This is a genomic window from Alphaproteobacteria bacterium US3C007, assembly GCA_034423775.1.
GTDB classification, from domain to species: domain Bacteria; phylum Pseudomonadota; class Alphaproteobacteria; order Rhodobacterales; family Rhodobacteraceae; genus Thalassovivens; species Thalassovivens spotae.
This window is the reverse complement of sequence record CP139918.1, coordinates 3,082,321-3,107,080: the sequence shown is the minus strand read 5'-3', so window position 1 is coordinate 3,107,080 and position 24,760 is coordinate 3,082,321. Positions and strand designations below refer to the sequence as shown.

Genomic DNA, 24,760 nt, shown 5'->3' with positions numbered 1-24,760 from the left:
GTATCGCTATGTCCTTGTTTCGCGTCTTCCTCGGCCCTTTAGTTTGTATGTTGTTGATGCCTGCACCAATCCTTTGGGCAGAGGCCAGACCTGCTATCTCTATGTATGGGCAACCGGCTCTACCACCGGATTTTGTGTCCCTACCCTACGCCAACCCAAAGGCTCCTCAGGGTGGAGAGTTGAAAATCGGAGCCGTCGGTGGGTTTGATTCCGTCAACCCGCATATCCTAAAAGGCCGCAGCCCATGGCAATTAAGATTTTGGAATTATGAGAGCTTGATGGGCCGCAGCTGGGATGAACCTTTCACTTTATACGGGCTTTTGGCCGAATCAATCGAGGTTGGTACGAATCGCGAATGGGTCAGATTTACCTTACGGCCAGAGGCAAGGTTTAGCGATGGAAGTCCGGTCACGGTTGAAGATGTGATCTGGTCATATAAGACTTTGGGCGTTGAAGGGCATTGGCGCTACCGAGGTTTATGGTCCAAAATATCCAGCGCTGTCGCCACGGGCCCGCGCTCGGTTACATTCACGTTTTCCGACCCCAATCCCGAACTGGCGCTGTTGGCCGGCATGCGGCCTATTTTGAAAAAAGCCCAATGGCAGGATCTGGATTTTTCGGCTTCTGGCCTCGATATTATTCCAATCACAACCGCACCTTATCAAATCAGCGCGCTTGAAGCTGGAAAATTCATAGAATTGACGCGCAATCCTGAGTATTGGGGCGCTCACTTGCCGTTTCGAAAAGGCACGCAGAACTTTGAACGGCTTAGAATTGATTATTTTGGCGATGCAACTGCGCTTTTTGAAGCCTTCAAGGCCGGCGAGGTGGATATTTTTCGCGAAGGTAACGCAGAAAAATGGGCTACGCAGTTTGAGTTTCCCGCCATTGCATCGGGACGCGTGGTCAAATCGGAAATTCCGCATGCGCGTCCAAGCGGCATGCGCGGTTTGGTGATGAACAGCCGCCGTGCTCTATTTGCTGATTGGCGGGTGCGCGATGCGTTTATCCACGCGTTCAATTTTGAATATATAAACGAGGCACAAAATGCGAACCGGCAAGCGCGCATCAGTTCGTATTTTTCCAATTCATCACTGGCACTGCAACCCGGGGTGGCCCCCGAAGAGGTGGCTCACATACTAGCCCCGTATTCAAAACAATTGTTGCCAGGAACACTTGAAGGCATGGTGCTTCCCAAAAGCGATGGCTCTTTGGGCAACCGCAAGAATATGCGCAAAGCGCAATTGCTGCTGGCGCAAGCGGGTTATAAAGTGCGCGATGGGGTTTTAATGAACCCTCAAGCTGCCCCAGTCAGGTTTGAAATATTGCTGCGTCAGGGCGCCCAGGAATATAAATCTATCCTTGATATTTATAGTCAAGCCTTGCAGCGGCTTGGGGTTGAAGTCGAGATTTCGCTTGTTGATGGGGCGCAATATGCAGAACGTATCCGCGCTCTAGATTTTGACATGACGCCCTATCGGCGCGATCTGTCTTTAAGCCCGGGCAATGAACAAAAACTATATTGGAGTTCAGAGATGGCCGATGTCGATGGAACGCGAAATCTTATGGGGGTGAAATCGGCAGCATTGGACAGCCTTATTGAAGGATTGGTGCATGCCAAATCGCACGATGATGTTCAAACCATCACCAGAGCAATGGATCGGGTGTTAATGGCCGGCCGCTATGTCATTCCAATTTATCATGATGGTGTCAGTCGCATTGCGCATAAAGCCAATTTGAAATACCCTGACCACCTACCCCTTTATGGCGATCGTATTGGTTTTCTTCCCGATGTTTGGTGGGTCGAGAAATGACACGCGCTAAACGCCTTTACGGGCTGTTATCAGCCCAAAGAGGTTATCCACAAAATGGTAGCATCTTCTTCGCTGGTCGAAATCACATTATGCCCCATCGTGGCATCATAATAAGCACTGTCACCTCGGCGCATTTCCAACGGTTCATAAAACTCGGTAAATAGTTTTACCACTCCGGTAAGAACATAAAGAAATTCTTCACCATCATGGCGTACCCAGCCATCAAACTCTTCAATCGAGCGCGCTCTTATCCGCGCATGATAAGGCAGCATTTTCTTTTTACTTAAGCTTTCAGCCAAGAGCTCATGCTCATAGGTGGTGGTCGGATGCGCGGTGCCCTGCCCCGATTTTGTTGAAGCCATCCGACCGTTTATTTGGTTTTTCACGGGCGGCGTAAACAATTGTGGCACAGAAATTTCCAAGCCCACCGCCAACTTGCGCAATGCCTCATAGGTGGGAGACATCTGACTATTTTCAATTTTTGACAAGGTCGAGCGGGCAAGTCCAGCTTGCTGCGCCGCTTGTTCCAGCGTCCAATTGCGGGCTTTGCGCAATTCGCGTACGCGTGCACCTAAATTCAAAGGTTCAACGGATTCGTCCCCCCCATTCGCGCGGGCGATCCGGATTATTGATTTTGGATCTGTTTCCAACATGTTCAAGCCTTCGATTATTTGCCATATACTTGCAAGTTTGAGCAGGGCCTTCTACCACATAAACCTATGGTGTCTTTATATCATAGTGAACAAGCCACGCCCTGTCCTGATTTATTTAACTTGGCGGCCTATGTCTTGAACGCAGGAGATGAAACTCCTACGAAAACAGCGCTTGAAATCATAGATACGGATGGATCTGTTGAAACATGGACGTTTCGGGCTTTAACGCAAGCGATCCGTGGAACCGCAACGGGGCTTCTATCCTTAGGGTTAAAGCCGCAGGATCGTGTTCTGATGCGCTTGGGAAACACTATCGATTTTCCGATCACCTTTTTGGCTGCGATATCTGTAGGGCTTATTCCCGTGCCCAGTCCCGCGCAATGGACGCAAAAAGAAGTTGACCATGCTGTTTCGCTGATTTTGCCGGGCGCCATTTTGCTTGATCATAAATTGGCGGGGCCCAGCCAATATGATGGACAGATCATCGCCCAAGCAACCTTGGCAACACTGCGCGACATGGCGCCTTGTGACTATGATCGAGGTGATCCGAATAGATTGGCTTATATCGTGTTTACTTCGGGCACATCAGGACAGCCCCGCGCCGTTATGCATGCGCATCGCGCGATCTGGGCCCGCCGAATGATGATGAAAGACTGGTATCATCTGAAACCATCCGATCGTCTTTTGCACGCGGGGGCCTTAAATTGGACCTTCACCTTGGGCACTGGGTTATTAGACCCCTGGAGCAAGGGGGCAACCGCCTTGGTTTTGAAAAACCCAAATCGGATCGATGGGCTTCCGGCAATATTGCGCACGCGCAACGTGACGCTGATGGCTGCGGTTCCGGGTGTTTACCGCAAAGTTTTGCAGTTTGATCAGAACCTGCAATTGCCCAACCTGCGTCATTGTTTATCGGCAGGCGAAAAGCTGCCTCCGATGATTGCTGAAAATTGGCGTAAAGCGACGAATACATTTATTTACGAAGCCTATGGAATGTCTGAATGTTCGACATTTATTTCCAATGCGCCTCAGCTAAGCTTAAAACAAGGGGCGCTTGGACGCCCTCAACGGGGGCGTAAACTTGCAATCCTGCCGCTGGACCTGGGGGGTGACCCTGTTGCTTATGGCGCAATTGGAATTATTGGTGTGCATCGCTCTGACGCGGGGTTGATGCTTGGATATTTTGGCGCGGCGCAGGCTACGCAAGCTTGTTTTCGCGGCGATTGGTTTCTAACCGGCGATCTGGCTATCATGGACAAGGATGGTACAATCACATATCGCGGACGCGCTGATGATATGATGAATGCGGGCGGTTTTCGGGTGGCGCCTTTAGAGGTTGAAACCGTCATGCAAACGTGTCCGGGGGTTGTAAATATTGCGGTGACATCGATAGAAATCAAGCCAAACAGCTTTGTCATTGCGGGGTTTTATATGGCCGAGGCAGAGCTGGATGGGAGCGTATTAGATCGTTTTGCAAAACATCATCTCGCAGCGTATAAATGCCCGAAGACTTATATCCGCTGTAACGCGTTGCCCATGGCCGCCAATGGTAAAATCCAACGTCGCGCCTTGGCCTTAAACTGGAATAACTTGAATGGTTAATTTAGACATTATTTTTGATCCGATTTGCCCATGGTGCTTTATTGGAAAAGCAAACCTTGAGAAGGCATTAGAAGGAAAAGTTAATTTAATTTTTAATATTCGTTGGCACCCGTTTCAACTCAATCCAGAGATGCCGGCGCAGGGAATGGATCGGCGTACCTATCTAGAAACGAAATTTGGTGGTAAAGAGGCAGCGGTTAAAGCCTACGCGCCCGTGGTTGAGCATGCTGAAAAGGCAGGGCTTGCATTGAATTTAGAAGCAATATCACATACACCGAATACGCTTGATGCCCATCGGTTGATCCATTGGGCTGGTGTGGAAGAGAAACAAAATTCCGTAGTGGACTTGCTATTTGAAGCCTATTTTCAACGGGGACGAAATATTGGAGATATTGAAGTGCTCGCCGATATTGCCGATAGCTGCGGCATGGATGCGGCTATGGTCTTGAAACTTTTGAACTCAGAGGCGGACAAAGAGGAAACGCACGCGCGCGATGCATCTGCGCGTGAAATGGGGGTGAACTCGGTGCCCACGTTCATCGTTGCGGGCCAACACGCGGTTCCAGGCGCACAACCCGCTGCTTTATGGACGCAAGTAATTGCCGAGCTTAAAGAGAATAAAAGTCTAAAAACATAAGTTTAGAGGGGGTTGTTTATCGGCCTTAAGAATAAGGCCTCAGTATTATGGGGTGTTATTTTAGAAATCTACTTTGTTGCGTAAAGGTATTGTTGGACAGAAAGCCAGTCTTAAAGACAAGCGCATTTATTTGGAATTACGCGTTCGGCGCAGTTAGATCGCGCTTCTGGCGATTAACTTTGTTTAAATTCAAACGTTTTACCGTTTAGCCGGGGATGGAACAAATTTGATCAAGACGCGCATGCCCTGCACAAGCAGTTTTGGCCAGCGCGGCCGCCAGATTACTGAAAACTCCAATACGCGATGTATTGGCCCGTTTTGTCAGAAAGATATTTAAAAAAAATCAGTTCACTGTCTGTGCTGTAGCCATAAAAAAAGGGAGGCATTAAGCCCCCCTTTAGTTTCGCCGTTCAAGCTCATCATTTTTACCGCTCGATATCTATATTTTTTTGCCTGTGGCCTGAACGCCGTTCGGGGGCGAGCGCACCCGCCCCTTGTCTCTTAGCTACATCCCGACGTTGCTCCGCAGGTGTTGCATTTCATGCAGGTGCCGTTACGCACCAATGTATAATTGCCGCAATCTCCGCAGGGGTCGCCTTCATAACCCTGCATTTTGGCCTTGCTGCGCAAATCCATTTCAGTCGCAACCGCGGGTGTGCTTATTTCTGTTTCAACCAATACCGCGCTGGGAGTAGCACCCAACTCGACATCAGCAACCTCTGCGGCGCCGCCTTGCAGCATGGCTAAATCTTCGGGCAGACGCTTGCGCAAATAACCAGACGAACTGATTTTTTTCAGCACTGCCAGTGACTTAGACGCTGCATCTTCTGTGACTTCTTGAACATTTTGAACCGTGTCATCTTGTCCACGCCCCAAATCATCAAAGGCTGCCCCCTCCGGTGCCACATGTGCAAGATCCGTGCGATCCAGATAGCTGACGGCCAATTCCCGGAATATATAATCAAGGATCGACGTTGCATTTTTGATGCTGTCGTTGCCCTGCACCATGCCCGCCGGCTCAAATTTCGTAAACGTAAAGGCGTCTACAAATTCTTCCAGCGGCACACCATATTGTAAGCCAACGGATACCGCGATTGCAAAATTATTCATCATAGCGCGGAAGCCGGCGCCTTCTTTATGCATATCGATGAAGATTTCGCCCAAAGCACCATCAGAATATTCGCCGGTTCTAAGGTAGACTTTGTGCCCGCCGACGATGGCTTTTTGGGTATAACCTTTGCGGCGATGCGGCATCTTTTCGCGATGTGATTTTATAATCTCTTTTACCACGACTTTCTCAACAATTTTTTCAGCAATTACCGCTGCTTTTTCTTGTTGGCTGCCCGTTTCAAGTATTTCCGCGGCCTCATCGTCGTCCTCAACCAGCGCCGCGGCTAAAGGTTGCGAAAGCTTCGATCCATCGCGATATAAAGCGTTTGCCTTTACACCCAATGACCAGCTCAACTCATAAGCCTTTTGACAATCTTCAATTGTCGCATCATTCGGCATGTTAATGGTCTTTGAGATAGCACCCGAAATAAATGACTGCGCAGCAGCCATCATGTAAATATGACTGTTCACGCTTAGAAAGCGCTTGCCTTTTTTTCCACATGGGTTGGCGCAATCAAAGATTTCATAATGCGATTCTGACAGATGTGGCGCATTCTCAAGCGTCATGGTTCCGCATACATGATCATTTGCAGCGTCAATTTCGGCCTTTGAGAAACCCAAGTGACGCAGCAGGTCAAAGCTTGGATCATTCAGCTTAGCCGCAGGAATGCCCAACACTTTCGTGCAAAAATCAGCGCCCAGCGTCCATTGATTGAACACAAAGCGGATGTCAAAAGCAGAGGCCAGCGCCGCTTCAATCTTATCCAGCTCTGTTTTTCCAAACCCATGTCCGATTAAGCTCGTATGGTTGATCGCGGGCGCGTTACCAATGCTTCCATGACCCACCGCATATGACACAATCTCTTCTATTTTCGAACTACTATAGCCAAGCTTTTCGAGCGCTCCGGGCACTGAACGGTTGATAATTTTAAAATATCCACCTCCTGCAAGCTTTTTAAACTTTACAAGCGCGAAATCGGGCTCGATGCCGGTAGTATCACAATCCATAACCAGCCCAATCGTGCCCGTGGGCGCAATTACGGTCGTTTGCGCGTTGCGATAGCCGTGCTTCTGCCCCAGATCCAACGCTTGATCCCAGCTGTTGCGGGCAAGCTCTACCAGGCTTTGATCCGGGCAATTCGCGGCATCCAGCGGCAACGGTTTTACGTCCAGTTTCTCATACCCATCCACGGCGCTTTGCGCCGCGTTCCGATGATTGCGGATCACGCGCAGCATATGCTCGGCGTTCTTTTTATACCCCGGGAACGCCCCCAATTCACCCGCTATTTCAGCGCTTGTTGCGTAGCTCACACCGGTCATTAATGCGGTTAATGCCCCGCAAAGCGCACGCCCCTCAACGCTGTCATAGCCGTAGCCCATATTCATGAGCAAACCGCCAATATTGGCATAACCCAAACCAAGCGTTCTAAAATCATAAGACCGCTGCGCAATCTCTTTTGATGGGAACTGCGCCATCATCACAGAAATTTCCAACGTCACAGTCCAAAGCCGCGTCGCGTGCATGTAATCGGCAGATTGGAATTTTCCGTCCTTTAAGAACGTTAATAAATTCATAGAGGCCAAGTTACAGGCCGTATCATCCAAGAACATATATTCTGAACACGGGTTAGAGCCGCGGATTTCACCATCTTCGGGGCATGTATGCCAAGCGTTTACCGTATCGTGATATTGAATGCCCGGATCGGCGCAGGCCCAAGCCGCATGTCCAACATCCTGCCACAGCTTCCGGGCTTTGATGGTTTTGGCGACCGATCCATCCGTACGACGTAGCAATTCCCAATCCGCATCGTTTTCCACCGCCTTCAGAAACGCATCTGTTACGCGAATCGAGTTGTTTGAGTTTTGACCCGACACAGAGGCGTAGGCCTCGCTATCCCAATCTGTATCATAGGTTGGGAATTCAATGCTATCATAGCCCTGCTTGGCGTAATCCAGAACCCGCTTCACATATGTTTCCGGGATAGCAACTTTCTTTGCCGCCCGAATTGCCGATTTCAAAGAGGTGTTCTTGCTTGGATCTACCGAATCTTCGCTGCTTCCATCCCAAGCCCGGATTGCGGCAAATATTTCATTCAGCTTGGCCTCATGCATTTTGCTGCCCGCGACGATACTGGCAACCTTTTGTTCTTCTTTCACTTTCCAATTGATGAAATTTTCAATATCGGGATGATCCGCGTCACAAATGACCATTTTGGCGGCTCTGCGCGTTGTACCGCCCGATTTTATCGCCCCAGCGGCGCGGTCACCAATTTTTAAAAAGCCCATCAGACCGGATGATTTTCCGCCCCCAGAAAGCGGCTCACCATCGCCGCGCAATGAACTAAAGTTAGTGCCGGTGCCGGATCCGTATTTGAACAGGCGCGCTTCGCGCACCCACAGATCCATAATACCACCCTCATTCACCAAATCATCTGAGACTGATTGAATGAAGCAAGCGTGTGGTTGCGGATGCTCATAAGCAGATTTTGATTTTACAAGCTTGCCGGTTTTGTAATCCACGTAATGGTGACCCTGGCTTGGACCATCAATACCATAAGCCCAATGCAGGCCTGTATTGAACCATTGTGGACTGTTGGGCGCAGCGCGCTGGGTCGCCAGCATATGGCGCATTTCGTCATAATACGCGCGCGCATCTTCTTCGGTTGAAAAATAGCCACCCTTCCAGCCCCAATACGCCCAAGCTCCCGCCAAACGGTTGAATACCTGCTTTGAAGACGTTTCGCCGGTGATCGGCGTTGAGGGTGATGCCGCGACCGAGCGCCAAAGAAACTCGGGGACGCCTGCCTCCTTAACGCGCTTCAATTCGGTCGGTACGCCCGCTTTGCGAAAATATTTCTGCGCAATCACATCGCTTGCAACCTGCGACCATGTCGCTGGCACTTCAATATTCTCAAGCGAAAAAACAACCGTACCGTCGGGATTTTTGATTTCTGAGGATGTGGTGACAAACTCAATCCCGCCATATGCATCGGCTGATTTTTTTGTAAAATTGCGTTCAATTTTCATTTTAACGTGCCTCTTTTTATACTCGCCGGTTCCCGGCTGATTGGCGCAACGGCCATCTGAGCCCCAACGCGTGTTTCCGAAGGTCAAACAACCATTTCATTTCGTCTGCCGCCCTGCCCTAACACCACATCTTGTGTCATGCGAGCCAATTTGCACAAATTGACGTATATGTGTGGGGTTGGTCAATCGGTTTTTTTAAAAATTTTCAAATAAAATTACTTGACTTCACAGTCTGGAATTTTTTCCAAATCTCAACTTGCAAGTTACGCCAGAGGCTTAAATATGTCTGGGTATGTCATCACTTGAGAAAAACTGAGTTTTTCTTAAAGGTTAGCAGAAGAACTTGAGCTTTATGCAAACACATATAGCGATAGCCCGCCGATTCATTTTGCGTGATATGTTCCGCAAAATACCAAAGCAAGATCTCAAACTTATCCAATGGCTTTTGATGCAGTTTGGTCACGGCGCTTTAGCTGTTTTCCTTTATCAATGCGCATATGCTCTTAATTTAAGCATTTTTAATGCATTAACTTTGGTCGCATGCGGCAAAGTATCAGGTCTATATATACTGATTGAAACATGTCAAAAATGTCTAAATATGCGCTTTTCTTATAACGTTTATTTGGGTGTGCACCTTTGTTCCAGGGAGTTTTTGGTAAAATAGGTGGCTCAAATAGACCTGCTTTAACCTCATGTTTCCCAGTCTGATCTGAAAGTTTTGAATATTAGACGATTGAGAGTGGCGTTGCGCAGCGACAAACGCTTTAAACGCGCAATTTTTTAATCCACGCGGCCACATAAAACCTGATTCTGACAGCGGGTTCCCAAGGAACACGTAACCTGCGATGCGCGACGAAACGAGCTATTGCGCCTAAAGCGCATATCATTGCTGGCTGTTTAAGATTAAATCTGCTGCTTTTTCTGCAATCATGATGGTTGGAGCGTTGGTGTTTCCGCTGGTAATACACGGCATTGCGCTGGCATCGGCCACTCTTAAGCCTTCTATGCCGCGAAGGTGCAGTTTTTCGGTCAAGGGCGCCGTTACATCTTGCCCCATACGCACGCTACATGTTGGATGAAAAATCGTTGTCCCAATCTCTCCCGCCGCGTGAATTAGATCGTGATCCGTTTGCGCTTGCAGCCCTGGTTTTTGCTCTTTTGGCTGATATTGCTGCAAGGCGGGCTGCGCCATAATCTTTCGCGTGAGGTTAATTGCATCGATTGCCACCAATCGATCGCCTTCGCTAGACAGAAAATTGGGAGATATTAAGGGGGCATCAAGGGGGTTTGAGCTGGAAAGCCGCACCTCTCCGCGGCTTTCAGGCCGCAAATGGCAAACAGAGGCGGTGATTGCGGGGTAATCATGAAGTGGTTCGCCAAAAGCATCTAAAGACAAAGGCTGCACATGGTATTCTAAATCTGCCGTTGCCACATCCGGGCGTGATTTTGCAAAAGCCCCCAATTGAGAGGGCGCCATCGACATGGGTCCAGACCGTTTAAGTAAATATTCACCAGCAATTTTAGCTTTCCCAAAAACCGAATTGGCCAAAGTATTCAGCGTTTTTGCCCCCGTTAAACGCCATGAACAGCGCAACTGCAGGTGATCTTGCAGATTTGCGCCAATTTCGGGACTATGGTGAAGCACTTCAACGCCATGCGCTTGTAGATGCGGCGCGGGCCCTATCCCCGATAATTGCAAAAGATGCGGAGATCCTATAGCCCCCGCGCACAGAATGACTTCCGCCCTTGCATAAGCCGTTTTTTGGGTTGCGCCTTGTTGATACTCTACCCCAACCGCACGGTTTTGTTTTACAATGACGCGCCGCGTTTGGGCATGCGTTTTTAAATATAGGTTATCTTTGTGTTTGATCGTTTTAAGAAAAGAGCCTGCCGTATTTGATCGCCAGCCGGAGCGTTGATTTACTTTGAAATATCCAACCCCTTCATTATCGCCTGTGTTGAAATCATCCACCGGCGGAATGCCTGCGCTTATCGCAGCCCGACGCCAATCATCCAACACTGGCCAATGCAGCCTTTGCCGCTCAACGCGCCATTCACCGCCCGCCCCGTGATATTCAGATGCCCCATCTACATAATCTTCGGATTTTTTAAAATAAGGCAGCACGTCATCCCACCCCCAGCCCACAAGGCCTAATTGTCGCCAGTGATCATAATCCGCGGCCTGCCCGCGCAAATAGAGCATTCCGTTTATGGAGCTGCAACCACCTAATATTTTTCCGCGTGGGTATAACAAGCTGCGATTGTTCAAACCGATCTGTGGTTGTGTTTTAAACTGCCAATCTGTGCGTGGATTATCAATGCAATATAAATAACCCATTGGTATATGCACCCAGTGATAATTATCACGCCCCCCCGCCTCTAACAGCAATGTTTTATGACCCGCCTCGACCAAACGCTTCGCCAAAACACAGCCCGCGCTGCCCGCCCCAACAATAATGTAATCAAATTCCATAAACGCTATTAAACCCTATTTTCTAATCGAGGTGTTACTTTTTTGAACGCTATTTTTATAAGTCTGCATAAAGAATCCACCTATTCAGGAAAGGCGATTGCACGCAAAATTTAAACGGTATTTCCGAGCTTGGCGTATATTTTTTCTGATCTCTGCCATCTGGCTGCAAAGCGTTGCGTACATAAAATTTATAAAAGCGCGCCATAATTTAGTTCCTAAAGTTGTTAACGCAGTGAAAGATTGAAAGGTAAGTTTTCAAAAGCCTTTTGCGTAAAACTAACCGCATTAAACCGGATCGTAATTATTACAGGTGGTTTTGTTAATTTTAACGCGGTGCAAAGAAGGTAAAACGTTTTTTCCGTTGAATTCAAAAACATTCATATTCGCAATTAAAATAGCAAACTTATGCTTTTGGATTAATTCCTCACAAAGGATATGAAAGCATGGTGGATTAAGTTAAACAGCAAATACGCGCGGCGTAAAAAGGTTTATTTGAAATGGTACATCGGGTTTTGATTTTGGGCGGGGGTTTCGCTGGATTATACGCTGCCCGCAATCTGCAACGCTTAATGGGCAAAAAAGCGGCAATCGAAGTTGTAAATCGTGAGAATTATTTTGTGTTCCAACCTCTCTTGCCCGAGGTGGCAGGCGGCGCGATTTCAGCGGTAAATGCTGTTTCGCCTTTGCGCTTTCTCACGCGGGAGATTTTTATACGAAAAGCTGAGGTTGATAGTATCAACCCAGAGGCGCAAACTGTAACCGTTTTTCAAGGTGTACAGCGCCGACCTACGGTGTTGGAGTATGATCACCTGATTATTGCGCTGGGGTCTGGAAGCGATTTAACCCGCACACCCGGCCTAAGCGAACACGCCTTCACCATGAAAACGCTCAGTGATGCGCGGCGGTTAAGGGCGCACGTGATCGAGCGGCTGGAACATGCGGATATCACCCGCCTTCCCGAGGTGAAGAAAGGCGCCCTTACCTTCACCGTGATCGGTGGGGGGTTTTCGGGAATTGAAACCGTGGGTGAGATAAAAGAATTGATCGATCGCTCGTTACGCTACTATCCAAATATAAATGCCCCAGAAATACGCGTTGTCGTGTTAGAATTTGCCGATCGTATCTTGAATGAAATGCCTGAAAGTCTCGCCGCTTATGCGCAGAACAAATTAAACGAGCGGGGCATTGAAGTGCAGCTTGGCGTCGGTGTCGCAGAAGCAACGGGGACGCAGCTTGTCACCACAACCGGAGAGGTGATTGATACGCGCACCATCGTGGCCACCATTGGCAATACGCCGGCGCCCGTGGTTGCTAAGATGCCTCTAACGCTTGAGCAGGGGCGTATTTTGGTTCGGCGTGATTTTCGGGCGGATGGGTTTGAAAACATTTGGGCGATTGGGGATTGTGCGTTAATACCAATGACTGATACGGCCTCAGCCCGCGAAGATTTTGCCCCTCCAACAGCCCAATTTGCCGTGCGAGAGGCAAAGCATTTGGCACAAAATGTTGTTGCAGCCCTTCAAAATCAGAATTTGAAGAAGTTTCATTACAGTTCAAAAGGATCGCTGGCCTCGCTTGGCGCCGGGCGCGGTGTCGCGGAAGTTTATGGTATCAAGCTGACAGGCCGTTTGGCCTGGTTGTTATGGCGGGTCTATTACATTTCGTTTTTACCCGGCATGCAAACCCGCATCTCTGTGCTTTGGAACTGGCTGATGGACGGGTTTTCTCCCCGCTCAGTGGTTCAGATTAATTCGGAAAAGCCGCAAGATGCGCGATATGTTTTATACCGCGCGGGGGATCGAATTTACGAAAATGGCGCGCGCTCAGACGGGTTTTACACGATCGCTAGCGGCAGCGTAGAAATCACGGGCATAGATCCCGAAACCGGAGAAGAGACATCCCGCGTTCTTATCGCGGGCGATCACTTTGGAGAACGTTTGCTGATAGGAGCAACGCGGCGGATTGCCACCGCGGTTGCGATCGAAGACACAAAGGTTTTGGTGTTAACGCGCGATGAGTTTTTAAAACTTGCTGAGGGCCTTCCCTTCTTTCGTACATATTTCGAAACCCATTTACAAAACTCGGGACTTGGAAGCATCGAGGCTGAAAACAGGGATAGAGCTTTGTAACTGTTGAAAATACCATATTATCTTATCGAGCATGCTTTTGCGCGGCGCGCTTGTGGGCGCGCGCTTTAATGCGATTATTATTGGCATGGCATGCCCAACTTGCTCACTCCAGTTGTAAAATACATCATCAATCAAATCCGTTATGTCGAAAATAAATTGCCTTAAACAATAAGCGCCTGCGCCAGAACCGCGCAGCGCCTAAAACCCTTAACCGGGCCGTTGACAGCAATCCCCAACTATTGCTTTCTACGCATCTCGCCACTTGCTTCAAAAAGGTATATTCATGTCTCAACAATTTGCACGCTTTCCCAGCCTATCCGGGAAAACAGTTTTTATGACAGGCGGCGCCTCCGGGATTGGCGCCGAGATTGTTAAGGCCTTTTCCGGTCAAGGCGCGAAGGTTGGGTTTTTAGATCTAGATCAGACACGCAGCGCAGAATTGGCTGAAATGCTCGGCCCAGATGTCGCGTTTGAAATTTGTGACCTGCGCGATATTACTGCGCTTAAATTAGCCTTGGATGCGTTGACTGACCGGATTGGTAGCGCCGATGTGGTGGTGAACAATGCCGCAAGAGATGACCGACATGATTGGCAGGATGTTACGGTTGAGTATTGGGACGAACGCATGGCCACAAATTTACGTCACCAATTCTTTACATTACAACATCTTGCGCCAGGAATGATTGAACGCGGTGGCGGGTCTATCATAAATATCGGCTCGAATTCATGGTGGGAAGCAGGCGGTGGGTTTCCAGCCTATGCGACCGCAAAATCGGCCGTGCATGGCCTGACCCGAACGATGGCGCGTGATTTGGGAAAACACCGCATTCGGGTCAATACCGTTGTACCAGGCTGGATTATGACCGAGCGCCAAAAAGACCTTTGGGTCACGCCGGAAGGTTTGGAAAATCAGCGTAAAAGGCAATGCCTTCCCGACTTGATCGATCCGGTCTATGTGGCGCGCATGGTTCTCTTCTTGGCCTCAGATGATGCAGCCATGTGCACGGCAAATAACTATATGGTCGAAGCGGGTTCGATCTAAGATTTGAACGTCTATTAGCCGACGTTAAATAATTTTGAACGGGTTTGGCTATTCTGATTGCACGGCTTCAATTTTTCGCCATTTGGCGACGTTTTTATTATGCTCTGCCAGCGTTTCGGCAAAGGCATGCCCGCCCGTGCCATCGGCAACAAAAAACACCAGATTTGTCGTCTCGGGGTTCAAAGCGGCTTCAATACTCGCCTTACCAGGATTGGCGATCGGCGTCGGGGGCAATCCTTTATTCGTATACGTGTTCCAAGGGGTATCTTTGCGCAATTCACTGCGCCGCAAGCCGCGCCCCAGCACAGTTTGACCTTTCGTAATGCCATAAATCACCGTTGGATCGGTTTGCAGCGGCATGCCTCTGTTTAAACGGTTGATAAACACGCTGGCCACGAGCCGTCGTTCGGCAGCCATGGCGGTTTCCTTTTCGATAATCGAGGCAAGTATCAGCGCCTCTTGGGGCGTAGAGAGAGGCAAACCCTCGGCGCGCAAGGCCCAAGCCTCACCCAAATAGCTTTCTTGGGTTTGGATCATGCGCTGCAACAGCCCGGTTCTTGTATCTCCATTTCGCAGCTCATAACTGATCGTCGCAAGGCTGCCTTCGGCCGGAATTTCAAGAATATCACCGGTTAAAATATCAATATTTGATAGGGCTTCAACCACCTGCCAAGAGGTTATGCCCTCGGCCATGGTTAAACGGAAGCGCAAGCCCGGGAGAGCAATCGCTTTTTTATAAGCCGCGGGTGGCGCTTGTGACAGTTCAAAACTATCGATTTCGATCAGTTTTTGCGTGACGGGATCCATTTCGCGTATTTGAGCTTGCGTTGTGTTAATTCCCAAGCGGAACACGATCTCAGTACCGCAGGTATTTGCCCCACCGCGGGTTACAATATCTGCAATCTCGCGCATTGAAGACCCTTGGGGAATTAAAAAACTGCCTGCCTTTAATTGCGCTGTTTTGTTTTCATACTCGCTGCCAATACGAAATATCGCAGGTTGTGACAGGGCGCCCATCTCGTCTAATTTCTGCGATAATTTGCGCATGGTTTGACCACGGTCAACCAGCAAACATTTTGCTTCAGAAAGCGGACCTGCCCCAAAATATTGCGCCTGCCCCCAAAGCGCGAACGCTCCGATCAGCAGAAACACCAAGATTAGAAAGGTCAGCGCATTGGACGCTGCGCTTCGCCACATTAGCGGGCTTTGCCCAAAACGAGTGAGGCGTTAGTGCCTCCAAAACCGAATGAGTTTGAAAGTGCAACGTCAATTTTGCGCGGACGTTTTTTATTCGCCGCCAAATCAACCGCTGTTTCCACCGCCAGATCATCAAGGTTGATTGTTGGGGGGGCCACTTGATCGCGAATTGCCAGAATGGTGAAGATGGCCTCAATGGCGCCGGCAGCCCCCAAAAGGTGGCCAGTGGCGGATTTTGTTGAGCTCATTGTTAAATTTGAAGCCGCCTCACCCATCATGCGTTCCACTGCCGCCAATTCAATCACATCCGCCATTGTCGAAGTGCCATGCGCGTTAATGTAATCAACTGCCTCTGGTTGCAATGCGGCTTTAGACAGCGCAGCGCGCATGGCGCGCTCTCCGCCTTCGCCATCCTCAGAAGGGGCGGTAATATGATAGGCATCCCCAGATAGCCCATAGCCCAAAACTTCAGCGTATATCTTGGCGCCGCGCGCAACAGCGTGCTCATATTCTTCCAGCACAACGACGCCGCTGCCTTCGCCCATCACGAAGCCGTCACGATTGCGATCATAAGGGCGCGAGGCCGCTTGGGGATTATCGGCATAATTGGTCGATAGCGCTTTACAAGCGTTAAACCCGGCTATTCCGATTTCGGAAATGGCGGCTTCGGCACCTCCGGCCACCATCACGTCTGCATCATTGGTTTGGATCAACCGCGCGGCATCGCCAATCGCATGCGCCCCCGTGGAGCAGGCGGTCACCACCGAGTGATTTGGGCCTTTAAAGCGAAAACGAATACTCACCTGTCCGGAGACAAGATTGATCAACGCTCCCGGGATAAAAAACGGCGAAACCCGACGTGGTCCGCGTTCTTTGATCAAAATGGCGGTCTCGGCAATCGAATTAAGCCCACCGATTCCCGATCCGATCATAACTCCGGTGCGCAGACGCCCCGCTTCATCTTCGGGCATCCAGCCGGAATCCTCAACTGCCTCAACAGCGGCAGAGATCCCATAAAGGATAAAATCATCTATTTTCCGCTGCTCTTTGACCGCTAGGACATCATCGGCATTAAAGCTTGCGCCGCTGCCATCGCCAAGCGGCACTTCGCAGGCATACTTCGTTGCAACCTGCTCGGCGTCAAACCGCGTGATTAAGCCTGCACCGGATTGCCCGGCCAAGATGCGTGACCACGTGGCCTCTACGCCATTCGCCAAAGGCGTTACCATTCCAAGACCTGTGACAACCACTCGACGCATCAGCCCGTCCTTCTAATGTAATTATTTTACCTATAAACTCAGGCTCTTTAAATAAGACCATTTGTTGGAAATCACAAGAATTAGCACTTCGGATTTGCAATAAAAAAAGCCTCTGCCATTTCTGACAGAGGCGTAATTCAGCATTTAAGGGTGCAAGCTTAGGACGCTTCACCGATAAATTTAACTGCATCCCCAAATGTTTGGATGTTTTCTGCGGCATCGTCAGGAATTTCAATTCCGAACTCTTCTTCAAAAGCCATGACCAATTCTACTGTGTCCAAGCTGTCGGCGCCAAGGTCATCAATGAATGATGCATTGTCGGCAACTTTATCTTCTTCAACACCAAGATGCTCCACAACAATCTTTTTTACGCGGTCTGCGATATCGCTCATATTTCATTCCTCATTTTATGCGGGCCGAGCCCAGTTAACCACTCTGCGAGCGGGTCTTACCTGTTTTGTGGTTTCCCTAAGCCACAGGCGCCAACCAGTCAAGAGCCCTTGCCAAACACGCGCTGGCACTTCTGCGCCGCCTATAGCACAGCTTATTAATTAGGCAAATGATTTCGGCAAAAATATGCCTTTTTCGGTCAAATCTAAAAACTTCTGGGTTTTTCCGTCTAGCTGAACGGTTCGCGCCCTTTTGGGCGCGCGCTAAATCATCGCCATGCCACCATTCACATGCAAAGTGCTGCCCGTCACATAGCCTGAGCCATCGCTTGCGAGAAACGCAACTGCGCTGGCAATATCTTCCGCGGCGCCCATCCGCCCCGCCGGGATTTGTGCTAAAATTGCCTCTTTGCGATCATCAGCCAATTTATCCGTCATTGCGGTCGCGATAAACCCTGGCGCGACCACATTTACCGTTATACCACGGCTGGCCACCTCATAGGCCAGTGATTTTGACATTCCAACCATTCCAGCTTTTGAGGCCGCATAATTGCCTTGACCGGGATTGCCCGTCGCGCCCACGATCGAGCTGATATTGATAATCCGCCCCCACCGGGACTTCATCATACCACGCAAAGCGCCTTTGCACAGCTTCATTGTGGCGGTGAGATTGACATCGATCACAGATTGCCATTCCTCATCTGACATCCGCATGAATAAATTATCTCGGGTGATACCTGCGTTGTTCACTAAGATATCAAGGCTACCAAGGGTTTCGATGGCTTGCTTGGGCAAGACCTCAACCGCGGCCATATCGCTTAAATTGCAGGGCAATATATAGGCTCGTTCACCCAGTTCTTCAGCAAGCCTCTCAAGCGGTTCCTGCCGCGTTCCACTTAACGCCACCTTGGCACCCGCAGCGTGCAGCTTACGGGCAATCGCGCTGCCAATCCCACCTGATGCTCCGGTTACTAGTGCGCTTTTGTCATTTAAATCATACATTTAAAACTCCACCCTTATGTGCTTATCGCTGCGGATATGTCATCAGGCGTTGCGATGTTTTTACAAGCGACAGCCCGATCAATACGCCGCACCATCCCCGAAAGCGCTTTACCCGCGCCTATTTCCCAAATCTCTGATACCTGCTGCTCAACCATCCACTGCACCGATTCACGCCAGCGCACCGAGGCCGTAATTTGTTGGAATAACAACTCGCGGATTTGTTCGGGTGCGCTGACGGCTTCAGCTTTGACATTGCAGACCAACGGCACTGTTGGGGCCGTGATAGCGACCGTTGATAAGGCTTGCGCCATTTCTGCCGCCGCTGGGGCCATCAAATCGCAGTGAAATGGAGCGCTTACAGGCAACAGCAAGGCGCGTTTTGCACCGGCCCCTTTGGCCAAAGCAATAGCTCTTTCCACGGCTCCGACATGCCCCGATACGACAACCTGCCCTGGATCATTATCATTTGCGGCTTGACAGATTTCGCCCTGGGCAGCCTCAGCTGCAAGCTTTGCAACAGCTGAAAAGTCAAGGCCAAGGATCGCGGCCATTGCCCCCATGCCAACCGGCACCGCCGTTTGCATTGCCTGCCCGCGTTTGCGCAAAAGGCGCGCGGTATCTGCCACTGACAAAGCGCCTGCAATCGCCAAGGCCGAATATTCCCCTAAAGAATGGCCGGCCACATAATCCACACCGTCTAAGCCCAAACCCTCTGATTGCAACGCGCGAAACGCCGCCAAAGAGGTGGCCATCAGCGCCGGTTGTGCGTTTTCGGTTAGGGTTAACGCGCTCAGGTCCCCTTCCCAGATCAACCCGCTCAGATTCTCGTTCAACGCGTCATCAACTTCCTGAAAAACGGCTTTTGCCTCGGGATAGGCCTCAGATAACGCCCGCCCCATTCCGATTGTTTGTGCACCCTGTCCCGGGCAAACATATGCGCGTGCCAATGCTCTTTTCCTTTTTTATTGCTTTTAATGGGGATATCCAACCCAAGCGGGCGGTGCAATGCTTTTCACCAAAACCAGCAGAGACTGGGCGGGTGCGTTAAAGGCGGGGCGGTCTCAGCGAGGGCCAATCACAATGCCTGTGCCACGCCTCACCCATGCATAATAGCTGTAAATCATCGCCCCTTGCCGCCATAAGCTGCAGCCCAAAGGGCAATCCTGCGGCGCCAAACCCAGCAGGAAGATTGATCACTGGCACCCCCAATAGGCTGGCAGGCGTTACGACCTGCATCCAGCGGTGATAACTGTCCATGGGGTGAGCGTTGATATGGGTTGGATAGGGTCTGTTAGCATCAAAAGGCCAAATCTGCGTCGAGGGCAAAATAATTGCATCATAGGTTTCAAGAAGTTTCGTATATTTTCTAAACCAGCTTGTGCGCAAAACGCTGGCTGCGTGCAGCTCTTGGCCGGTAAAGCTTAAACCGCGCTCTATTTCCCAAATCGCCTCGGGTTTTAACAGTTTTCGGTGATCGGGCGTGTGATAATGCGTGGCTTCTGAACAGGCAATTGCCCAAGATCTAAGGATGATCCAACTTTGCCAGATATCATCTAGGGAAAACGGAGCCTCAAGACTGTCCACTTCCGCCCCCAGCTCTGTAAACGCATGAACCGCCGCGTCTGATGCGCCAATTAGCTCGTGTTCGATTGGCAATTGCCCCGACCAATCACCCAGCCATGCCAAACGCTTTCCGTTTAAATCCGGCTGCATCAGCTTTAAGTAATCTTGCGCTTTTAAACCTTGAGGTTGCCGCATGTCAGGCCCTGCTTGCACGCTTAAAAACGCCGCCAAATCGCGGGGCGATCGGGCCATCGGGCCCTGCGTGGTGTTTTGTTGCAAAAACATCTCAGCGCCAGGCTCAGAGGGCACCAATCCAAAGCTTGGTCGAAACCCGTAGACATTGTTCCAAGCTGCTGGATTGCGCAAAGAACCCATCATATCAGAGCCATCTGCCAAAGGCAGCATGCGGGTAGAAAGCGCCGCCGCAGCCCCACCAGAGGATCCCCCGGCGCTTTTGCTCAGATCATAGGGGTTATAGGTTGTGCCATGAACCGGGTTGTATGTATGGCTGCCTAGACCAAACTCGGGCGTATTTGTTTTTCCAATGATGATAGCCCCTGCGGCGCGCACGCGTGCAACCGCAATATCATCTTTTTCTGCGATGTAATCTGCAAAGATCGCAGAGCCCATAGAGCTCGGCATATCTTTGACATCATGCAGATCTTTAATCGCAATCGGCAGTCCATGCATCCAACCTGTGCGGCTTGATTTATCCGCCTGCGCCGCTTGGACTAGCAGATCCGCCTCCTCGCGCAGGGATATTATCGCATTAACCTGCGGATTTATCGTTTTGATGCGGGCCAAGGTGTCTTGCATCAGTTCAACCGCGCTGATTTGGCGCCTATTTAACAACTCTGCCTGCGCAAGCGCGCTTTTGAACAGAGCGCTCATTCTCGAACGCTATTTTGGCTATATACGCAGCCGTGAAGCGGCCAAAACATAGTTAATATGTTCAGGCTGCGATGCCTTGTCATTTTGGTATTGCAGCGCAGATAATTGGCGTTCCAAGGTTGAAAGAAGATACACCTGATAGCGCGCTGCTCAGTCAAGATCACTGGCCTCTGCCCTTGATTTTCCTGATACATCCTGCGCCAAAGTGGCCGCCATGAACGCATCTAAATCCCCATCCAAAACCCCTTTTGTGTCAGAGGTTTCATGTCCCGTGCGCAGATCTTTCACCATCTGATACGGTTGCAAAACGTAAGATCGAATTTGATTGCCCCAACCGGCATCGCCTTTATTCTCATGAGCTTCGTTAATGGCAGAATTACGGCGGTCTAACTCCATTTGATAAAGCCGAGACTTCAAGGCTTTCATCGCAATATCACGGTTTTGATGTTGCGATTTTTCTGAGCTGGTGACCACAATGCCTGTTGGATGATGGGTGATCCGTACCGCAGAATCGGTGGTGTTCACATGCTGCCCCCCGGCCCCGGACGAGCGATATGTATCGATCCGTATATCTGCAGGGTTGACCTCTATATCAATATTATCATCCACCACGGGATAGACCCACACCGAGCAAAAGGATGTGTGCCGTTTTGCGGCAGAGTCAAAAGGAGAAATACGCACCAAACGGTGCACCCCGCTTTCAGATTTCAGCCAGCCATAAGCGTTTTGACCACTAATTTTATAGGTCACCGATTTAATGCCAGCCTCTTCCCCGGGCGTTTCGGATTGCATTTCGATTTTATAACCAGCTTTCTCAGACCATCGCAGATACATCCGCGCCAGCATCGAGGCCCAATCGCAGCTTTCAGTGCCACCCGCGCCCGAATGCACTTCGAGAAACGTATCATTGCTGTCGGCCTCACCGTTCAATAAGGCTTCCAGTTCTTTTGCAGCGGCTTTCTTGGCCAGTTCGTTCAAAGCGCTTTGTGCATCAGAAATTACTTCTTGATCGTCTTCCATTTCGCCCAGTTCGATCATTTCAACATTGTCATTCAGATCTTGCGCGATACTGTCATGCACCGCCACCGCATCCACAAGAGTCTGGCGTTCGCGCATCAATTTCTGCGCGCTGTCTGGATTGTTCCAGAGGTCAGGATCTTCTACCCGCGCGTTGAATTCTTCCAGCCGATGCGAGACGGTGTCCCAATTTAAACGTTGCCGAAGCAAGGCCAATGATTTGTTGATTTCAGATACAGTCGTTACGATGTCAGCGCGCATAGGCTTCCCAGTTTTAAAGCGTTGCGCTAGGGTTTACAGAAGCCAGCCCGAACTGACAAGACGAGCGCTTTTGCTTTGCCAGCACTGTTTCAAATTTTAATACAACCCCCCAGAGCTGAGCGTGCCAATACTGGCTTTGGGCCCAACCGTGACGCTTTTTCCTGAAGAGGTCTGGATTTCGCGGCTGATTTGTTCTTCGGTATCTACACGCTCAAAATTGCTGCCCATCGCAAACCCTCCGTCAAAAGCCACCCCAAATACCGGCTCTTCGCCGTCGCGAAAATATTCAGCCACAACATTGTCGCCTTCTGCCTCATCTGGAAGGCGCGCGCCCGTGAAACGATCTATATTTATAAATTGGCCTCCCTCTGGCACTGTGAAGGGCCCGCCGCCGAATTTTTCTGTGGCAGCTTGCATATATTCGTTGAAAACCGGACCGCACATGCCGCCGCCATAAGCGCGTTTCCCAAGCGGCTTGGGAAAATCATGTCCAATGTAGCAACCGGCAACAAAATTACTGGTAAATCCAACAAACCAAACATCTTTTGACTGGTTGGTCGTGCCGGTTTTGCCTGCTGCCGGCACCTCTAAGTTGATGCTGTTGCGGGCTGTCCCCCGGTCTACGACGCCTTGCATCATCGAGGTGAGTTGATAAGCGGTTGTCGCATCCATTATGCGCTCGCGATTCGAAACGATCAACGGCGCGCGATTTGCAGGGATTGTTTCAAACCCACATTCAAAGCATTCGCGTTCATCATGACTGTAAATGGTTTTTCCGTACCGATCTTGAATCCGATCCACTAAGGTGGGTTGTACGCGTTCTCCGCCATTGGCAAACATCGCATAAGCTGCAACAATCCTGAATAATGTGGTTTCTTGCGCGCCCAAGGAATTCGCCAAAAACGGGTTCATACGATCATAAACGCCAAAGCGTTCGGCATAATCTCCAATCACATCCATCCCAACTTCCTGGGCCAACCGAATGGTCATTAAATTACGAGACTGTTCGATGCCGGTGCGTAATGGCGTTGGGCCATAGAACTTATCGGATGAGTTTCGCGGCGTCCACAACCCTTGCGGAGTATCAATTTCAATCGGTGCATCAATCACGATTGTTGCGGGTGAATAGCCGCTATCAAGCGCCGCTGCGTAAACAAAAGGTTTAAAACTAGATCCTGGCTGCCGGTCTGCTTGTGTGGCGCGGTTATAAACAGACGCTTCATAAGAAAATCCACCCTGCATCGAAATAACTCGGCCCGTATTAACATCCATGGCCATAAACGCCCCCTGCACTTCCGACACTTGGCGCAAAGACCATCTTTCAAACGCGCCCGCCTCATCCAGAAGGGCCCGCACCAACACCACATCGCCCAGCGACAAAAGATCAGGCGCACGTTTGGCTTTTGGGCCAAGGCTGCCATCGGCTTTTTGTTTGCTGGCCCAAATAACATCGCGCGAGGGGATCCAATGCCCATCCTCATCCTCTTCAACGCCTTCAATACCGATTTGTGCCGATTTTTTGCCAAGTTTGAGAACAACAGCTGGATACCATTGCCCATCCAGCTTTATTCCGCGCGGCATCTCAATATCGCTTAGCGCTGCGCGCCACGCGTCTTCGCTGGTTAGCCGCTCAGGATCAATTGAAAGGCCGGTTCCGCGCCAAATGCCCTGCGCCCGGTCATAGGTTTCGAGCGCGCGTTGAAGCGCAATTTCCGCAACCGCTTGCAATTCAGGATCAAAGGTGGCGCGGACCGTCATACCCCCTGAGAAAAAAGCGTCTTCGCCAAAATCAGCGCTTAATTGACGACGAATTTCATCGCTGAAATACCCTCGGCGCGGCAGAGCTGATCGAAAGCTTTTAAAATCTCCATTTTGAACCGACAGCAAAGGTTGCGCAGCTTCTGCGCGATAGGCCGCCTCTTCCAAAAAGCCATTTTGCCACATTTCCTTTAACACGTAATTGCGACGATCTAGCAATCTCTGCTTGCGCCGGACGGGATGAAAATCAGACGGAGCTTTGGGCAGAGAGGCTAAAAACGCCGCTTCATGAGGGGCCAACTCATCCAAGGTTTTGTTGAAATAGGTTTGCGCCGCCGCCGTCACGCCATATGAGTTTTGGCCCAAGAAAATCTCGTTTAAATAGAGCTCTAAAATACGCTCCTTATCCAAGGTGTTTTCAATCCGTGTGGCAAGAATAATTTCTTTGATTTTACGCTCGGCGCGGCGCGAACCATCCAATAAAAAGTTCTTCATCACCTGCTGCGTGATGGTTGAGGCCCCCCTGACCCGGCGCCCACCAGAGCGCGCCGCGTCAACCGCCGCAGAAAGAATACCCCGCAAATCATATCCCGGATGGGAATAAAAATTTTTATCTTCAGCGGAAATAAAGGCCTGTTTAATCAGAATCGGCACATCCTTGGCCCCGGTAAACAACCGCCGTTCGCGCGCAAATTCATCGACAATACGGCCTTCACCAGAATAAATCCGGCTAATGGTGGGCGGTTTATATTGCGCCAATGATTCATGTGAAGGAAGATCACGGCCATAGATCCAAAACACAGCGCCGATTGTTAACGCAAAAGCAACAACCGACATCGTCAAGAACGTAAAAACACCCCCAAAAAAAGATAAAATAATACGCAGCATCGCCCGTCCTAAATCATTGCATGTCTTATAAGCAGGCTTTGGCGTCGG

The 24,760-nt window shown here is 50.1% G+C and carries 16 protein-coding genes; 5 read left to right on the top strand and 11 right to left on the bottom strand.

Annotated elements, in window-relative coordinates:
- Positions 1–8: 8 nt before the first annotated feature.
- Positions 9–1,814, top strand: a complete 1,806-nt coding sequence (locus tag UM181_14735; GenBank protein WQC62554.1) for an extracellular solute-binding protein — start codon at positions 9–11, stop codon at positions 1,812–1,814.
- Positions 1,815–1,843: 29 nt separating this feature from the next.
- On the opposite strand, the gene UM181_14730 is transcribed toward UM181_14735, so the two are convergent.
- Positions 1,844–2,467 carry an XRE family transcriptional regulator gene (locus UM181_14730; GenBank protein ID WQC62553.1) on the bottom strand — a complete coding sequence of 208 codons (624 nt, stop codon included), beginning with the start codon at positions 2,465–2,467 and terminating at the stop codon, positions 1,844–1,846.
- 66 nt (positions 2,468–2,533) lie between these two features.
- Between UM181_14730 and UM181_14725 the strand changes: the two genes are divergently transcribed.
- Positions 2,534–4,069 carry a class I adenylate-forming enzyme family protein gene (locus tag UM181_14725; protein ID WQC62552.1) on the top strand — a complete coding sequence of 512 codons (1,536 nt, stop codon included), beginning with the start codon at positions 2,534–2,536 and terminating at the stop codon, positions 4,067–4,069.
- Positions 4,062–4,706 carry a DsbA family oxidoreductase gene (locus UM181_14720; protein ID WQC62551.1) on the top strand — a complete coding sequence of 215 codons (645 nt, stop codon included), beginning with the start codon at positions 4,062–4,064 and terminating at the stop codon, positions 4,704–4,706. Before UM181_14725 ends, UM181_14720 begins: the two co-directional genes overlap by 8 nt.
- Positions 4,707–5,207: 501 nt before the next feature.
- Here UM181_14720 and UM181_14715 read toward each other — a convergent pair.
- On the bottom strand, positions 5,208–8,843 hold the full coding sequence (locus UM181_14715) for a vitamin B12-dependent ribonucleotide reductase (GenBank protein ID WQC62550.1): 3,636 nt from the start codon (positions 8,841–8,843) through the stop codon (positions 5,208–5,210).
- A gap of 883 nt (positions 8,844–9,726) precedes the next feature.
- Positions 9,727–11,316 (bottom strand): GMC family oxidoreductase N-terminal domain-containing protein, encoded by a 1,590-nt coding sequence (locus tag UM181_14710; protein ID WQC62549.1) that lies wholly within the window; start codon positions 11,314–11,316, stop codon positions 9,727–9,729.
- A gap of 497 nt (positions 11,317–11,813) precedes the next feature.
- On the opposite strand from UM181_14710, the gene UM181_14705 reads away from it, so the two are divergent.
- Both UM181_14705 and UM181_14700 read left to right on the top strand, forming a co-directional pair.
- Positions 11,814–13,445 carry an FAD-dependent oxidoreductase gene (locus tag UM181_14705; protein ID WQC62548.1) on the top strand — a complete coding sequence of 544 codons (1,632 nt, stop codon included), beginning with the start codon at positions 11,814–11,816 and terminating at the stop codon, positions 13,443–13,445.
- A gap of 283 nt (positions 13,446–13,728) precedes the next feature.
- Positions 13,729–14,487: an SDR family oxidoreductase gene (locus UM181_14700; GenBank protein ID WQC62547.1), complete on the top strand. Its 759-nt coding sequence runs from the start codon at positions 13,729–13,731 to the stop codon at positions 14,485–14,487.
- A 48-nt stretch (positions 14,488–14,535) separates the two neighbouring features.
- Here UM181_14700 and mltG read toward each other — a convergent pair whose 3' ends face one another.
- The 8 genes from mltG to UM181_14660 all read right to left on the bottom strand — a co-directional run bounded on the left by mltG (position 14,536) and on the right by UM181_14660 (position 24,712).
- Positions 14,536–15,684 carry an endolytic transglycosylase MltG gene (gene mltG, locus UM181_14695; protein ID WQC62546.1) on the bottom strand — a complete coding sequence of 383 codons (1,149 nt, stop codon included), beginning with the start codon at positions 15,682–15,684 and terminating at the stop codon, positions 14,536–14,538.
- A complete protein-coding gene (gene fabF / locus UM181_14690) occupies positions 15,684–16,943 on the bottom strand; it encodes a beta-ketoacyl-ACP synthase II (GenBank protein ID WQC62545.1) in 1,260 nt (419 codons plus the stop codon). Before fabF ends, mltG begins: the two co-directional genes overlap by 1 nt.
- A gap of 158 nt (positions 16,944–17,101) precedes the next feature.
- Positions 17,102–17,335 (bottom strand): acyl carrier protein, encoded by a 234-nt coding sequence (locus tag UM181_14685; GenBank protein ID WQC62544.1) that lies wholly within the window; start codon positions 17,333–17,335, stop codon positions 17,102–17,104.
- A gap of 261 nt (positions 17,336–17,596) precedes the next feature.
- Complete coding sequence (fabG, locus tag UM181_14680; protein WQC62543.1) at positions 17,597–18,334, bottom strand: 3-oxoacyl-[acyl-carrier-protein] reductase; 738 nt, start codon at positions 18,332–18,334, stop codon at positions 17,597–17,599.
- Positions 18,335–18,348: 14 nt separating this feature from the next.
- Positions 18,349–19,281 (bottom strand): ACP S-malonyltransferase, encoded by a 933-nt coding sequence (gene fabD / locus UM181_14675; protein WQC62542.1) that lies wholly within the window; start codon positions 19,279–19,281, stop codon positions 18,349–18,351.
- Positions 19,282–19,378: 97 nt separating this feature from the next.
- Positions 19,379–20,788, bottom strand: a complete 1,410-nt coding sequence (locus tag UM181_14670) for an amidase (protein ID WQC62541.1) — start codon at positions 20,786–20,788, stop codon at positions 19,379–19,381.
- A 150-nt stretch (positions 20,789–20,938) separates the two neighbouring features.
- Complete coding sequence (prfB, locus tag UM181_14665; GenBank protein WQC62540.1) at positions 20,939–22,066, bottom strand: peptide chain release factor 2; 1,128 nt, start codon at positions 22,064–22,066, stop codon at positions 20,939–20,941.
- A 96-nt stretch (positions 22,067–22,162) separates the two neighbouring features.
- A complete protein-coding gene (locus UM181_14660) occupies positions 22,163–24,712 on the bottom strand; it encodes a PBP1A family penicillin-binding protein (GenBank protein ID WQC62539.1) in 2,550 nt (849 codons plus the stop codon).
- Between the last annotated feature and the right edge of the window lie 48 nt (positions 24,713–24,760).